The organism is Falsibacillus albus (genome assembly GCF_003668575.1).
GTDB lineage: Bacteria > Bacillota > Bacilli > Bacillales > DSM-25281 > Falsibacillus > Falsibacillus albus.
On record NZ_RCVZ01000009.1, the window covers coordinates 75,807 to 90,808 of the forward strand.

14 protein-coding genes are annotated in these 15,002 nt (G+C 44.0%); 9 read left to right on the forward strand and 5 right to left on the reverse strand.

Going from position 1 to position 15,002, the window contains the following annotated elements; all coding sequences use genetic code 11:
- Positions 1 to 35: 35 nt before the first annotated feature.
- The 4 genes from D9X91_RS13435 to D9X91_RS13455 form a co-directional block, all read right to left on the reverse strand.
- The gene (locus tag D9X91_RS13435; RefSeq protein ID WP_158598319.1) at positions 36 to 1,316 is read right to left on the reverse strand and encodes an MFS transporter; all 1,281 of its coding nucleotides are present in this window, start codon (positions 1,314 to 1,316) and stop codon (positions 36 to 38) included.
- A 291-nt stretch (positions 1,317 to 1,607) separates the two neighbouring features.
- Positions 1,608 to 2,753 (reverse strand): winged helix-turn-helix domain-containing protein, encoded by a 1,146-nt coding sequence (locus tag D9X91_RS13440; RefSeq protein ID WP_121681155.1) that lies wholly within the window; start codon positions 2,751 to 2,753, stop codon positions 1,608 to 1,610.
- A 27-nt stretch (positions 2,754 to 2,780) separates the two neighbouring features.
- On the reverse strand, positions 2,781 to 3,047 hold the full coding sequence (locus tag D9X91_RS13445) for a hypothetical protein (RefSeq protein WP_121681156.1): 267 nt from the start codon (positions 3,045 to 3,047) through the stop codon (positions 2,781 to 2,783).
- A gap of 431 nt (positions 3,048 to 3,478) precedes the next feature.
- On the reverse strand, positions 3,479 to 4,246 hold the full coding sequence (locus D9X91_RS13455; RefSeq protein WP_121681158.1) for a TSUP family transporter: 768 nt from the start codon (positions 4,244 to 4,246) through the stop codon (positions 3,479 to 3,481).
- A 210-nt stretch (positions 4,247 to 4,456) separates the two neighbouring features.
- Here D9X91_RS13455 and D9X91_RS13460 point away from each other — a divergent pair, with 210 nt between their 5' ends.
- From D9X91_RS13460 to D9X91_RS13485, 7 genes are all read left to right on the forward strand, one after another.
- A complete protein-coding gene (locus tag D9X91_RS13460; protein WP_121681274.1) occupies positions 4,457 to 4,840 on the forward strand; it encodes a VOC family protein in 384 nt (127 codons plus the stop codon).
- Positions 4,841 to 5,034: 194 nt separating this feature from the next.
- Positions 5,035 to 5,577, forward strand: a complete 543-nt coding sequence (locus D9X91_RS13465) for a DUF4865 family protein (RefSeq protein WP_121681159.1) — start codon at positions 5,035 to 5,037, stop codon at positions 5,575 to 5,577.
- Between the two features lie 109 nt (positions 5,578 to 5,686).
- Positions 5,687 to 5,845 (forward strand): hypothetical protein, encoded by a 159-nt coding sequence (locus tag D9X91_RS22740; RefSeq protein WP_199738111.1) that lies wholly within the window; start codon positions 5,687 to 5,689, stop codon positions 5,843 to 5,845.
- 468 nt (positions 5,846 to 6,313) lie between these two features.
- Positions 6,314 to 9,439 (forward strand): MMPL family transporter, encoded by a 3,126-nt coding sequence (locus tag D9X91_RS13470; protein ID WP_158598320.1) that lies wholly within the window; start codon positions 6,314 to 6,316, stop codon positions 9,437 to 9,439.
- A 244-nt stretch (positions 9,440 to 9,683) separates the two neighbouring features.
- On the forward strand, positions 9,684 to 10,199 hold the full coding sequence (locus D9X91_RS13475) for a YehS family protein (protein ID WP_121681161.1): 516 nt from the start codon (positions 9,684 to 9,686) through the stop codon (positions 10,197 to 10,199).
- A 258-nt stretch (positions 10,200 to 10,457) separates the two neighbouring features.
- Complete coding sequence (locus tag D9X91_RS13480) at positions 10,458 to 10,703, forward strand: hypothetical protein (RefSeq protein WP_121681162.1); 246 nt, start codon at positions 10,458 to 10,460, stop codon at positions 10,701 to 10,703.
- A gap of 91 nt (positions 10,704 to 10,794) precedes the next feature.
- A complete protein-coding gene (locus D9X91_RS13485) occupies positions 10,795 to 11,529 on the forward strand; it encodes a 2-phosphosulfolactate phosphatase (protein WP_121681163.1) in 735 nt (244 codons plus the stop codon).
- Positions 11,530 to 11,767: 238 nt separating this feature from the next.
- Here the strand turns inward: D9X91_RS13485 and D9X91_RS13490 are convergent, their stop codons facing one another.
- Positions 11,768 to 11,998, reverse strand: coding sequence for a hypothetical protein (locus D9X91_RS13490; RefSeq protein ID WP_121681164.1), 231 nt, complete (start codon positions 11,996 to 11,998; stop codon positions 11,768 to 11,770).
- A 264-nt stretch (positions 11,999 to 12,262) separates the two neighbouring features.
- Here D9X91_RS13490 and D9X91_RS13495 point away from each other — a divergent pair, with 264 nt between their 5' ends.
- Both D9X91_RS13495 and D9X91_RS13500 read left to right on the forward strand, forming a co-directional pair.
- A complete protein-coding gene (locus tag D9X91_RS13495; protein ID WP_121681275.1) occupies positions 12,263 to 13,351 on the forward strand; it encodes a glycosyltransferase in 1,089 nt (362 codons plus the stop codon).
- A gap of 1 nt (position 13,352) precedes the next feature.
- Positions 13,353 to 14,996 (forward strand): glycosyltransferase, encoded by a 1,644-nt coding sequence (locus D9X91_RS13500; RefSeq protein WP_121681165.1) that lies wholly within the window; start codon positions 13,353 to 13,355, stop codon positions 14,994 to 14,996.
- The last annotated feature ends 6 nt before the right edge of the window (positions 14,997 to 15,002 follow it).

Genomic DNA, 15,002 nt, shown 5'->3' on the forward strand with positions numbered 1-15,002 from the left:
AATTTCGTGATAATTATAGGTTGTGCAAGAATAATTTATCCAAAAGATTTCTCTTCATGAAGCGGCTCTGAACCTTTTAAAATGGTCGATTCATTCTGTTTCCAAATGAGTTTCTGCAGTAGTACGCCGGCCATGCCGATGAGCGTGAGGCAGATACCGATGAATCGGAAGGCTGCCAGGACGCCGAACTGATTGATCATAAAGCCGCCCAGCAGGGGACCGATGATAAACAGGATGCTCAAGGTGGAGTCCATGATCCCCGACACCCTGCCGATCGCTGCTTTTGGCGGTTCTTTTTGAATGAGATAATTGATCGCAGTGAATGTCACCCCATTCCCGATTCCCCCGATAAAAGCGAGACAGATTGCCAGCACAATGAAGCTGTAATCGGCAAGGAAACCAAATCCCCCCGTCATGATGCCTAAAAGCATGGTTCCCGTACCGAAGAACCAGCCATACTTCCTGATATGCTTCATCCGGTTGAGGAAAAGAACGATGAGGAGGGAACCGATGCCGATGGCTGAGATCACCCAGCCTGTCAGTTCTGCCTTATTCGGGAATACGACACTGAACAAGGTGACGAACTGGGCATCGATCATTTGGATCGTCATGGTTGTAAGGATCCCGAAAAGAATGCTAGCACAAAGGATCCTGCTGGTGAAAACGATTTTCCAGCCTTCTTTCCAAGAAGTGAAAAAACTTAATGGTTTCGTATCGCTGAGTATCTTTTTTTCTTTAAACGTGGTATTGATCAAATGGATCCTGGTGAGGATGAAGCCGGAAAGGACGAAAGAAGCTGCGTTCAGCACAATCGAGAATCCGGGGGAAAAGATCCCCGCTACCGAACCGCCGATCAGCGGTCCCACCACCTTCACCAGCTGAAATAGACTCCCGTTGATTGTCACGGCCTTCATAATGTCCTCTTCGTCCACGATGTTTCTCATCAATCCTTGCTGCGCGGGCTGGCTCACTACGCCCACCGTGTTGCGGAGCAGAAGGACAGGCAGCGCAAGCAGTGGGGAAGAGGTGAATACTAGCAGCAGCGTCAAACATGCCCGGATCCAATCCGAATGGACAAGGATCCTCAGTTTATTTCTCCGATCTGCGAATACACCTGCGAACTGCCCTAATAGAATGCTCGGAATGGCGTACATGATCGGGATGAGGGCAATCAGCATCGGATCTGCCTTCCAGCTATATCGGAACAAAATCAGCACGGCGACGAAATCAAACCAGTTTCCCAGATTTGATAGTGCATTTGCCGTAAAGTATTTGATGAAATTTCGGTCTTGCCAAATAGAAGTGCTTTTCTTCATTTTTATTACCACCCGTCTTATCTTCTTATCATCAGAATAACGGATGAATATCAGAGGAATGTCAGAGGGGGGAATATTATTCAACATAATAAAAGTGCTATGGGAAACCTAATTGCCGTACTCAGTGGACTGGAGCGGAAGGTGCGAGACTCCTCGAAAATGCATACGCATTTTCTTCGTGCGGTGTTACTCGGGGAAGTGATATCAATGTCCTGCGGAATAACGAGCGAGTCGAGACCCCGCAGCCAAGCAAGGAGGCTCGACCGTTCGTCCGCGGAAAGACACGGCAATTTATTTCAAGTAATAATCCAATTGGCTCCCGATTTTGGGCTTCAGGTCGGCAAATCTGTATTTCTCATCGTACGTCTTCAATTGTTTTTGATACTCGGGATATAAGCTGCTATTAATCTGAAATTCTTTTAAAAAGAACAAGATGGTGTTCAAGCTGATTAACAGGCCGGGGATGTATTTGGCTTCTCGGAACAATTTGAATCCTTGATCAAAATATCGTTTTGCCTCGTCCTGCTTCCCTTGAGAAAGGGCTTGGATTCCTTTGACCACATAAAAACTGGCTGTTTCCCTTGAGTAGGGGTATTTTTCGAGCGTGATTTCCATATCCCGCATCTTTTCTGTAATGATGACCGAATCATTTTGAAGAAGAGCTAAATAGAGTTCGGTCAGGAGGATGAGCGGGAGGAACCCCTCGAGCTGATTTTCCTGAATTTCCTTTTTGGATTGGCATAGTAGCTTAGCCGCTTCGTCCAGCTGGTTTGTGTACAGCATCAGTGAGACACGGTTCAGCAATCTGAGTTCGAGCCGATGGAATTCCGGCATCTCTTTTGAAGCCAGGGCTTTCGTGAAATAATCAAGGCATTTCTTTTTGTCCGTTTCAATGTAGGAATAGATATGAAGGAAGTAGTAGCATTTTTCCCAAAAAGGAATGTCCAATGAATTAACAAACCACCAGAAATTCCCCTTCATGAAGTTGAGGTACAGCTGGCTTTGCAAATCAAGCTTAAATCCGAACACCGCCTGATTTTCTTCCAGGAGCTTCAAGGCATCGCCCTGGCCATAAAGGTGATATTTGTGAAAGAGCATTTTCATATTAGAGGATACTTCCAAGTCCGATAACAAGGGACTATCATCATGCTCTGTTTTGAGTCGCAGCACATAGCCTTTTCCTCTGATCGTATCGATGCTGACTACGGAAGAGAGGGTAGCGAGCTTTTTTCGGACACGGTAAATATGGTCATCGACGGTCCTGTCGGTTGGTGCCTCCATCGGCCAAACTGCATCAAGGAGCTCATCTCTCGTAAAGATTCGTGACGGATGCTCGTATAAAAACTGAAATAAATGAAATTCCTTGGGCAACAAAACGACTTCTTCGGAACGGTATTTCACTTTACAGCCATCGTTGAAAAACTTGATTGTCTCCATTTTTTCACCTTCAACAAGATTGATGAGTTACATTTCTCCCTTTTTTACATGCTCCTTATATGCCCGTGCACTTTTTAAATGGTCCGGAATAGGCGCTTGGGCATCCTTTTGGACTGAATCCTCTTGGGGCAATAGAGTTGAAATTCGTTTATGGATCGTATTGAGCAAATGCACTCCCCTAAAAAGACAGCCGGCAATAATTCCGAAAGCAAGGATGCCTCCGACAATCGGTCCCATCGCGAAAAAGGCGTATCCTAGAGCGGTACCTAGTAATATCCATAGAAATAAGTACATATAAAGTCACCTTTCAAAAAAATTGATCGAGTTACTCATTAATTCTTTCCTTGTAATCTGAAATATCTCCATCCTCAGAGGGCCACACACGAAACTTACTCCCGTCGATTTCCACCACAGCGCTGTAATAAGAAAACCATTCTCCCCACTGTCCGCTACTGTTTATGGATACTACTTCGTGAACCTCGGGATTCTTTTTTAGTATATTGCTTTTCACCTTACTCAACTTAATGCTTGTATATAGGCAAATAGAAAAGCAGCCGGAAATGAGTATAAAAATAATGCAAAGAACAATCATTATGATCTTCTTCATGATTTACAAACTTTCTCCTTAAGGCAAAAGTGTATTACTTTTTATTATGATATTAACATAAAATTCCATCAATTCCTTCAAAAAATCCTGTGCCCCTAGGTTCGGCACAGGATGAAAATCAATGTATAAAATCAAAAACATTTTTTGCCAGCAAAATAGCAGTTATGGCGATAAATAGGGCACGGACATAACTGCTGCCGCGCTGGATCGCAAATCTTGAGCCGCAGACCGCCCCAGTCAGTTGGGCGATTCCCATGATGAATCCGTATGTATAATTCACTTGCCCTAAAAGGATGAACATCATCAGCGCTGCGATATTGCTGGCAAAGTTTAAAAATCTTGCATTCCCTGCAGCCTGTATAAAATCGAACCCGATCAATAAAAATGAAAAGATTAGAAATGACCCTGCTCCAGGACCAAGGAATCCATCATAGAAGCCGATAGCAAAGATGGCAATCATAAAAAAAACGAAGTGATGGGCAGCCAATGTTTTAGGTGAGGATACATCACCCCAATTTTTCTTGAAGATGGTATAAATGGCGACTGCTGCGAGCATGACGAGCATCAATGGCTTTAGCACATCAGGGTTCATCAAATGGACGGTCCATGCACCGAATATCGAGCCGATGAAAGCGAGCGGGAATAATTTGGAGAGGGATTTCATTTCAAGTTTTCCCGACCGGTAAAACATGATGGTACTTGTCATCGAACCGATCGTCGCGGCCAGTTTGTTCGTCGCAACAGCTCCTGCTGGACTCAGGCCGGTAAACAATAGGGCAGGAAGTGAAATCAGTCCGCCGCCACCTACAACAGAATCAACAAATGATGCTAAAAATCCAAACGAAATCAAGATGATGAGAAGTGAGGGATCTAGGTGAGAATGCAAGTATATCAACCTTTCTATTAGTCACTACTAGAATAGTAACGAATAAATTGGTTGATGTAAATCGTGCAAATAAGCAGATATTCGTCACTCATTCCTGATGTCGAAAAATAGATAAGCTTCTTCGGTGGTTTTATTTGGAAATTTTAAAATAAAAAGAATAAGATTTCATTGTATAGCTCCAAAATGCAAATCCAAGGAGGATAGGTGATCGTGCATATTTCCAGATTAGATCATTTAGTGCTTACCGTGAAAGACATTGATGCTGCCTGCTCTTTCTATGAAGAAGTGTTGAATATGGAAGTCCAGACCTTCCTGGGAGACCGGAAAGCATTGAAGTTTGGCAATCAAAAGATCAATTTGCATGAATATGGGAAGGAGTTTGAACCGAAAGCACATAAGCCTTTGCCAGGTTCGGCAGATGTATGTTTCATAACTGAAACCCCAATAGAGGCATGGATCGAACACATTTTAAACAAAAATGTAAAGATTGAAGAAGGACCAGTAACAAGAACGGGGGCATTAGGAAAAATTAGATCCATCTACTTCAGGGACCCCGATCAAAACTTAATCGAAGTTTCAAATTGCGAAGAATAGAATCCTCCATTCAAAATAAATGGCTGTTTTCTAAAAGATTGTTGTTTTTTATAGATGTTTTTCGGAAATTTATCATCTGACGCCCCTCGAAAAGCGAGCATCCTGCAGCGAAAATCAACCTTGCAGAAGTATTGATGAATAGCAACAAACTTTACAAAAAGAGCCATATAAATAAAACAAAGTGGGTGAAGAACATGATCGCAATGCAATATAAAGTGAAGCTGCCGAAGGATTATGATATGGAAATCATAAAGAAAAGGGTTCAAGACAACAGCCATAAAACCGATGGATTTCCAGGACTCAATTTTAAATTGTATTTAATCACGGAGACCAATCAGAACGAAAATCTGTATAACTGCTATGCACCGCTGTATTTGTGGAATAACCATGAAGGAATGAACCAATTCATCTTTGAGGGCTACTTTGACAACATATTGCAGTCATTTGGCTGGCAGCAGATTCAAATCGGCGTCCCGTTGACCATCAACTTGGACGAAAACATTAATCAAATGAAATACGTCGTTGAATTATCAGGGAACATTTCTGAAAGGGGTTCATTAGGGAATACGCCATTTCCTTCTGCCACTGAATATGTGAAAAATGAACCTATTGGGGACCTGCTTGTATACAATCCCGACAAATGGGGATTCAGCCATTTCGGCTTTTATCAGGAGCAGCCACAGATTGAGGTATCCAAACATTTGACAGTCTATGAGGTTTTGCATGTTTCACGATGAGTTGAATTGAGAAGTGAGTGAACATTGAATTCCCAACCTTCGGACATATGAAATGCTCTTTTGTAAATAATAAGGAAGATTGATAAAAAATTTATGTAGGAGGGTTCTTATGCCAAAGGATCAGCAAACCAATCAAACTTCTGCGGCCAACATGACACCACCAACTTCCGGAACGAATCCACAGAAAGTAAAACAGGAAATTCAAAAAGACGTAAGTGAAGGAATCGGTGCCATGACTTCCCGAGAAGCTGGTGGGATGAGGGATTAAAAGCAGTTGCAATAGATAAAAGCCTGTATCAGGTGCTATTTGATACAGGCTATTTTTATAGAAGAAGTTTTTATGGGTTGCTTAAGGGGATAAGCGCCCGTTTGAGAGACGGCCCCTGAGAAACGGTCGCATAACAGGCCGAATAGAGCCCGTTAGAAAGTCGGCATCCGTCAAACGGTCGCATAACAGGTCGAGTAGCGCCTGTTTGAGAGGTGGCCCGCGGCAAACGGTAGCAAATCCATTCGAATAGCGCTCGTTTAAGTGACAGAACAAAGAAAACAGTCACTAATCCGGGCTTACCGCCACCATGTGACAAGCGACAATCACAAATCCACCTGGTCTCTAGCATCCACTCTTCACACTTTTTTATTTTTGTTTCATTTTTCATTTATGTTTCAATGCTAGGATTTTCGATATAGGTAATCTTAAGAGAAAAGCCAGTTGAAATCATAAATGAGGTGTAGAAAAGTGAAGAGACTATTGAAGGTTCGTTGGTTGATTGCAGCAATTTGGCTGGCGGCCGTTGTGTTCCTGGCGATAAGCAGGCCGGATGTGGGGACGCTGGTGAGGGAAAAGGGGCAGCCGAAGATCCCCGATAATTATTCCTCTGTCCAGGCGAAGCATCTGCTCAATAAGTTCAACGATCACGCCAAGTCGGCGAAGAGCATGGATGTGATCGTCGTATTCCATGAGAAAAAGAAGATGACGTCCGAGCAGATCGACAATGTGAAGGAACAAGTGCAAAAGCTGAAGAAGGATGGCGACGAGTTAGGCGTGATCCGCAACCTGAATTCCTTCGATCAGCCGGAATCAAAGAATCAGCTTGTTTCCAAAGATGGCACGACCATCATGGATGTCCTGACTGTCGATAAAAAAGACCGAAGTACGAATGAGGTACGGGAAGATTTCGAGAAAGAACTGAAGGGAAGCGATGTCCCTGTTTATTTGACTGGGAATGAACTCATCAATGAGGATCAAATCAAAACGTCGCAAAGCGGTGTGAAAAAGACGGAATCGATCACCATCATTCTGATTATCGTGATCCTGATCATTGTTTTTCGCTCGCCGATCACGCCGATCATTTCGCTCTTGACCGTCGGTGTGTCGTATATCGTTTCGTTCATTCTCGTCACCCTGCTCGTCAAGTACATGGACTTTCCTTTCTCCTCCATCACGCAGACCTTTATGATCCTCGTCTTGTTCGGAATCGGGACGGATTATAACATTTTGCTCTTGAGTAGATATAAAGAGGAATTGAGCAAAGGCGGAGGGAAGCTTGATGCCATTTCGGCCACGTATCGGACTGCCGGGAAGACGGTCTTTTTCAGCGGGTTGGCCGTCCTGGTCGGTTTCAGCATCCTGGTCTTGGCGGAGTTCTCCATTTTCAGGGCAGCCACAGCGGTCGCGATCGGCGTGCTGATCTTGATCGTCACCTTGTACAGCCTGCTGCCGATCTTTATGTCGATCATGGGGAAATGGATGTTCTGGCCAATGAAAGAGGCGCGCGGCCACAGCGAAAATAGACTATGGGGGGCGCTCGGCCGTTTCTCGCTAAGAAGGCCATTCATTTCGATCATCGTCATTTTATTGCTGGCGGTCCCGATCATCCTGAACTATCAGAATGCTTTGTCGTTCAACAGCTTGAAGGAAGTCGATCCATCCTATGAATCCGTGAAAGGCTTCGACATCCTTTCCGACGCTTTTTCACCGGGAAAAGCGATGCCGCTCACGGTCGTCGTGTCGTCCGAAAAGAAAATGGATTCGAATGACCGGCTTTCGGACATCGATGAACTCACCCAGAAGATATCCGAGGTGGATGGAGTCTCGAAAGTGTATGGACCGACGAGGCCAAAGGGAGAAAAGATCGAACAATTTTATATCCAGGATCAGCTCGGGTCCATCGATCAAGGCCTGGACAAATCCAACAAAGGGATTGAAGATATTTCAAATGGATGGAAGGATGTCCAGAAGCAGCTTTCCTCCTCCAGTTCGGATAACCCGAATGCGGGCATCGATAAGCTCGTCAAAAGCACGTCGGACATGACGGACAACCTTCACGCGGTTTCAGGCGCTTTGGAAAAAGTAAATAACGGAATTGCGAGCGGTGCACAAGGGGCAGAACAGATTCAGGGAGCGCTGGGACAGCTTGCCCAAAAGAGCAACGAGCTGAATGATTCAACGATCCAATTGCTTTCTTCCTATCGAAAACTGCAGAGCGGCTATTCGGAGCTGTCAACCCGCTATGCAAGCTTCCAATCGCAGTTTTCAACACTGAAAAATATCTCGGGACAAATGCAGAATTCGATCGCAGCCCTTAAATCCGGGCACCCGGAGCTGCAGAATGATCCGAATATGAGGTCACTGGAGTCGAATGCAAAACAGCTGGGGATGCTGTCGGATAAAATGGCGGGGGCCATGAAGCAGCTGAACACACAAATGAATACGCTGAATCAATCGTTCAAAAAAGCGGATGAGGGACTGACAGCGCTCACAAACGGGCAGGAAGAACTCTCCAAGGCGAATGCCAAAATTCAAGAATCGAGCGGCGAACTGGCGAACGGTCTGAAATCCGGAAGCAATGGACAGAAGCAGATCGTTCAAAACCTCGGCAAAATGGAAAACGGATTGGTTCAGATCAATAACGGACAAAAGCAATTGCAGGATAAGCTGAGCGGCCTGTCTTCCCAGATGCAAGGTCTTGATCAAGGACTGACGAAAAGCATCGACGGATTGAATCAAGTGTCGAGCGGACTGGAAAGTACGTCAGATTACTTTAAAGAAGTCGAAAAGAAAAACGTCACTTCATCCGTCTTCTATGTCCCGGAGGATGCGAAAAATGGCGACTTCCAAAAGTCGCTTGACGCTTATATGACAAAGGACAGAAAAGACTTTAAGCTCACAGTGGAATTGACGAAGGACCCTTATTCCAAAGAAGCGATCCATGTGGTGGATAACATTCAAAAAGAATTGAATCAAGAACTTGATTCGAGCCACCTTAAAGGCAGCAAGACGGGGATCGGCGGCGTCTCTTCGATTAATCGCGATCTTGACAGCATGTCAAGTAAAGACTTCTCCCGCACGGTGATGCTGATGCTGATCGGGATCTTCCTGATTCTCATCATCATCTTAAGGCGATTTTGGATCCCGGTGTTTATCATCATATCACTGGTCGGGTCCTACTTTACCGCGATTTCGATCACCGAATGGATCATCGTGAGCCTAACCGGCAAAGAGGGCTTAAGCTGGACCGTCCCATTCTTTGCCTTCATCATGATCGTCGCACTCGGAGTAGACTACAGCATCTTTTTAATGCTGCGCTATAAGGAACACGAGAATATGCCGCCCAAAGAAGGGTTATTGCTCGCAATGAAACGAATTGGCGGTGTCGTCATCTCGGCTGCGATCATCCTGTGCGGTACATTCGCCGCCGTCTATCCATCCGGCGTTCCGGCACTCGTACAAATCGCATCAATCGTCATCATCGCCTTGCTCCTTTTGGCATTCGGATGTTTGCCGATTTTCATCCCGGCGCTCATGGCCATTCAATTGAAGTGGACGCGGTCCGATACGAGAATGGAGGACAGGGGGAAGTAGCTCCAACAAAAAACTGTGGATAAAGTTTGCAAGAAAATTTGAGGGATATCCCCAAATTTTCTGACTTTATCCACTATTTGTGTGTATCTAGTGAGTTATCCACTGTTTGAATATTAAAACGTGGTACAACGAAAAAGAACCTGTCGCACTTTCCCTTTAACATGTTACACTAGTAATTTAATGGGCATTTAGTTACTTAAAAAGACGATTTGCCTTGCCGATCGTCAATTTTGGAGGCTTACAAATGGATATGAATAATAATGATATCTTAATTCGCTTAAGGTATGCATTGGATATAAAGAATACGGAGATGCTGGAGATTTTTAAGCTTGGAGGCGTTGATGTCACACGCGAAGAGTTGTCAAAGCTGATGACAAAAACGACCGACAGCGAAGTGGATGATATTTTGGATGAAGAGAGCAATGAATGCAGCAATGTTATGCTGGAGTCCTTTTTGAATGGCCTGATCATTTTTAAAAGAGGGAAGCAAAAGCCGAAACCGGGACAGCCTGAACGTCCACCGATGATGATTCAGGATGATCGCAGTGTGAATAATGTGATGCTTAAGAAAGTGAAAATCGCATTGTCTTTAACAAGTGAGGATGTGCTGGATATTCTGGAAGATGCCGGAGTCATCATCCGAAAAAGCGAATTAAGCGCACTCTTTCGAAAAGAAGGACATGTCAATTATGTCGAATGCGGCGATCGATACGCAAGGAATTTCTTAAAAGGGCTGGCTATGAGATATAGGGAGAATTAAGTGCCCCGCAGAGATTACTCACAACTGAAATATATAGAACCCCATTGTGGATAAAGTTTGTATAGGAAATTGAGGGATATCCCCAAATTTTCAGACTTTATCCACTTTTTTTGTGTATATGTACAGTTATCCACCGATTACAACGGAGCGTGTTGTCACTTTTTAAAGCGTATTTGCCGCCAACTGTTCTCAATGGAAGTAACTTATGATAAATTTGGTTTATCAGAATTTTCCAATTGGCATAGGGGGCAATAAGATATGAATAAGTTTGGGGTTTTGTCTGTTCTAATGGTGCTGATCAGTTTATTTGCGTTTTTTATCCTGAGAGGCCCGAATGCGGATCTATCGTTAATCATCATCATTTTAGGTTCACTGTCACTGCTCGGAATAATATCGGCGGTAATTTCAAAAAGGTGGCTATCAGGGATAGTCGGTGTATTAACGAATGGGGTGGTGCTGGTATTTGTGTATTTCTTATTGTTGGCGAAAGGAATAGGCGGGTAAATTGCACATATGGGAACTTCAACATAAATGGGGTTCTCTTTCTTTATGATCATAATCGATAAAACAATTAGGCAGGGGAGAGGTTGTTTATATGACGGATGCAGTATTTAATCAAAGCCCACACAAAGTTCGATTCGAGTGGGGAGCAGAGGGAGTTCGGTGCTTGGCTCCATTATCGGATGTGGTCGTCCTGATCGATGTTCTTTCGTTCACGACGTGTGTTGACATTGCATGTTCCAGAGAAGCGTTAGTATTTCCATATCGCTACAAAGACAAGTCTGCCGAATTATTTGCCAAGTCCAATGGTGCCCTTTTAGCTAAAAAACGTGGTCAAACTCCGTCTCTTTCTCCAGGTTCGTTGGTCGAGCTGGACCAAGAAGCCCGGATCGTATTACCCTCTCCAAATGGTTCAACATGCACCGTGATCGCCAAGGAGTCGAATGCTTGTACCATTGCTGGAAGTCTGCGGAATGCCTTTGCCGTAACCACCTATATTAAACATCATTATCCGGACAAAGTTGTCAGTGTCATTGCATGTGGTGAACTGTGGCCAAGTGGTGCGCTGCGGCCGAGTATTGAGGATTTGATTGGAGCGGGAGCCATTCTTAGCCAATTTGACCAATCAAACCTTTCTCCGGAAGCGAAGGTTGCTGTGAGTGCCTTCAAATTTGCTGAACATGATATGAGAGCGGTTTTGATGGATTGTTCATCTGGCCGTGAACTGATAGAAAAAGGTTTTCCTGACGATGTTTCGATGGCAAGTGAACTGAATGCAAGCCAAACCGTTCCTGTATTTTGTGATGGGGCATATAAGCGATTTATTTAAGGATCACTTGTCATGTTTATTGGGCAAGATCTGTCGTGGAATGTCGAATAATCGATAAATCGGGATTTTCGCAGATATAATTAATATTTCGCAGATATATTTATAATTTCGAAGATAAATGTAGTGATTTCGCAGATATCCTTCAATAGTCTGCAGCTGATGAATGAGAAATGGCGGACATTCCATTAAAAGAATCGCTATCTATCGAACATCACTATTGTTTTCTCAAAATTAAGCTCTATCTCTTGTCATCGAAAGAAGAAAGAGCTTCTTTTTGCTTTCTAATAGGAAGTATATACGATTCAATGATCGCCCAGATACCAACAATCATCAGGATATAGGGCGTAATTTTACTGAATTCCCCTCTGAAAAAGAAGTATCGAAATGCCGTATAAAAGCTCAAAAGAAATAAAAATGGTGTCAGTGTCTTCCAAATAATCGTTAAAACTCTTTCTAGCTTCTTATTCATAACCCTACTCCTCTTTTTTACCTTCGCCACATAATCGAGTGACATCTTCGTGGTCTGCCACAGAAAGTTTTTTATCCCTAGAGTTTATCTATCCTTACTCAAATGAAAGCAGTCAATATTAATAAAATACCATAAATAGTAAATGGGTTAACACATTTAAACAAAACAAAATCAATCGTCCTGGTTATCGCACAAGTATTTTCTTCGCATTCTTCTCATAAATCTTTATTGATGCCTTTTACATTCAAGGGGGGATCATTTGTGATGATGACGCTCAGTTTATGCATGATTGTGCGGAATGAGGAAAAGGTGTTGGGGAGATGCCTCGATTCGATAAAAGGTTTGGTGGATGAAATCAATATCATTGACACTGGCTCAACGGATGGAACGAAGGAAGTGGCTTCGAAATATACGGATCGGGTTTTTGATTTTAAGTGGATCGATGATTTTGCGGCTGCGCGGAATTATTCGTTCAGTAAAGCGACGAAGGATTTTATCATGTGGCTCGATGCGGATGATGTGATGGTGGAAGGGGATTATGATAAGTTTGCGGCCTTGAAGGTGTTTTTGCGGGACGATGTGGATGCGGTGTCGATGCCGTATATTTTGGCTCAGAATGAAAAAGGAATTGTCACACAAAGTGTCAGAAGGAACAGGATTGTGAAAAGGAGCAATGGATTTCCTTGGATTGGTGCTGTCCATGAATATTTAGAGGTAGGGGGCAATATCATCTCCAGTGATATTCATGTGGTTCATCAGAGCCAGAAAACTGGCGTCAGTACCCGCAATTTGGACATTTATGAAAAGATGCTTGCTGATGGAAGGGAGTTTACGCCGCGCGATTTGTACTATTATGCGAATGAATGTGTCGATCACAAGCTACATGAACGGGCCATTGAGTACTATCAAAAGTTTCTTGATACCGGGGAGGGATGGGTGGAGGATTGTATCAGTTCTTGTGCCAAAATGGCGGACTGCTACTTGGCGCTGGACGACCAGGATGGTGCGGTCGATCAGATTTTGAAGTCTTTTAAATATGATATTCCACGGGCAGACCAATGCTGCAGGCTTGGATTTATCCACTTATCAAGAGAAGAGTATGAAAAGGCTGTATTTTGGTATGAGGTCGCTGTGAATCTGGATTATGAAGCGGCAAAAGCAAAAGGGGGCTTCCTGAATCATAATTGTTATACGTGGCTGCCTCATTTGCAGCTGTGTGTCTGCTACTACCGCCTTGGGCAGATCGAAAAGGCGATACATCATAATCAAATCGCCAAAGCGTTCGACCCCACGAATCGGATGGTTTTATATAATGAGGAATATTTTCAGTCGTTGACAGAACGGGAGGAGTAATATGCCTACGAGCTTTTACCAGGCCATACCGGAAATCATTGAACATGTCCGCATGGATGGACCGGCATCGATCTTGGATGTGGGAGTGGGATTTGGTAAATACGGTGTGCTTCTGAGGGAAGTATTTGATATTCCATTTGAGCGGTATGAGAAGAAAAGCTGGCAGCTGAAAATCGATGGCATAGAGGGATTCGAAGGGTACAAGAACCCGCTTCATGAGCACGTGTATGATCAAGTCATCTATGGCGATGTCGAATCCGTCATTGATCAAATGGGGAGCTATGACACCATTCTGATGATCGATGTGCTGGAGCACTTTGAGAAACCGAAGGGACTGGAAATCATTCGCAAACTGCTCGCTCATGCCAATAAATCGGTAATCATTTCAACTCCGTTATATCCCGACCCTCAGGGAGATTATTTGGGAAACTCACTTGAAACGCACAAAAGCAGGTGGAATCTAATCGATCTCCTGTCTTTCGATTTTACGTTTAAGCAAGTGAACATAGATGAAAATGGAGCGCTTCTATTTAAAATCTTTCCGCATGAAAAAAAGGAGGAACCTCCCTCGCAGCCTCTGGTGAAAAAACTGAAGATTGCTTACGTCCTTCCCCATCTGAATTTGACCGGCGGATTGAAAATGCTGCTTCACCAAATGGAACATTTAAGAAGGAGAGGACATGAAATTTATGCCGTCTATAAGGGAGATCCTGGAACAAGGGCCGTCCCGAACTGGCATCCAATCGAAGTGGATGGAGAAATCATCGTTCCACGCCATGACGGTTATAAAAATTACATTGAACACTGTGACATCATCGTTGCCGGCTGGTATCAGCAACTTCCTGAATTGATGGAAATGGCTGATAAAACCCTTTACTGGGAGCAGGGGCATAACTGGCTGTTTGGCGATTATCCAAACCTCTATGAAGCCCAGTGGATCAGGCAGGAAATGAACACTCTCTATCAATCTACGATCACGATGGCAAGTGTCTCCTCAACTGTTTCCGGTATTTTAAAAGCACGTTTTCAGAAGGACGCAGAAATTATCCCGAACGGGGTGGACACCGATTTTTATTTCCCTTTAACGGAGGAACGAAGGGAAGAGGTATTGACCATCCTCCTTGTGGGGAATCCATTTTTAAAGTTTAAAGGATTCGATGTGGCTCTAAAGGCGCTTCGCCATGTCAGGAATTTAGGGCATCACTTCAAAGTGAAGTGGGTATGCCAGCACAATCCCGAGATCGGGCATGTTCCATTTTCGATCGAGTATGTGGTTCATCCAAGCCAAGAAGAACTGAGGAACCACTTCCAAACGGCGCACATTTTCCTGTTCACTTCCATGTATGAAGGCTTTGGCATGCCGCCGTTGGAAGCCATGTCATGCGGCATTCCTGTCATTACGACAAGATGCGGCGGGATCAATGAATATGCAGACGGCGATAACTGTCTGCAAGTCGAACCAGGCGACCATTTGGGAGCGGCCCAGGCGATCATTTCCTTATTAGAAGACAAGGGAAAACGAGATGAGTTGAGGAGAAAAGGAAGGAATACAGCGTTAAAATTCAGTCTTCATGAGGTCATCGGAAAATTAGAGCATTTTATGTACAAGATGAATCATCGAATTGATGAAACAGGGACTTATTAAGGGTCC

Excerpts from the sequence above, each read along its gene's own strand:
- D9X91_RS13435 (WP_158598319.1), bottom strand. The coding sequence starts at position 1,316 with ATGAAGAAAAGCACTTCTATTTGGCAAGACCGAAATTTCATCAAATAC.
- D9X91_RS13495 (WP_121681275.1), top strand. The coding sequence starts at position 12,263 with ATGATGACGCTCAGTTTATGCATGATTGTGCGGAATGAGGAAAAGGTG.
- D9X91_RS13440 (WP_121681155.1), bottom strand. The coding sequence starts at position 2,753 with ATGGAGACAATCAAGTTTTTCAACGATGGCTGTAAAGTGAAATACCGT.
- D9X91_RS13480 (WP_121681162.1), top strand. The coding sequence starts at position 10,458 with ATGAATAAGTTTGGGGTTTTGTCTGTTCTAATGGTGCTGATCAGTTTA.
- D9X91_RS13485 (WP_121681163.1), top strand. The coding sequence starts at position 10,795 with ATGACGGATGCAGTATTTAATCAAAGCCCACACAAAGTTCGATTCGAG.
- D9X91_RS22740 (WP_199738111.1), top strand. The coding sequence starts at position 5,687 with ATGCCAAAGGATCAGCAAACCAATCAAACTTCTGCGGCCAACATGACA.
- D9X91_RS13500 (WP_121681165.1), top strand. The coding sequence starts at position 13,353 with ATGCCTACGAGCTTTTACCAGGCCATACCGGAAATCATTGAACATGTC.
- D9X91_RS13490 (WP_121681164.1), bottom strand. The coding sequence starts at position 11,998 with ATGAATAAGAAGCTAGAAAGAGTTTTAACGATTATTTGGAAGACACTG.
- D9X91_RS13445 (WP_121681156.1), bottom strand. The coding sequence starts at position 3,047 with ATGTACTTATTTCTATGGATATTACTAGGTACCGCTCTAGGATACGCC.
- D9X91_RS13475 (WP_121681161.1), top strand. The coding sequence starts at position 9,684 with ATGGATATGAATAATAATGATATCTTAATTCGCTTAAGGTATGCATTG.
- D9X91_RS13465 (WP_121681159.1), top strand. The coding sequence starts at position 5,035 with ATGATCGCAATGCAATATAAAGTGAAGCTGCCGAAGGATTATGATATG.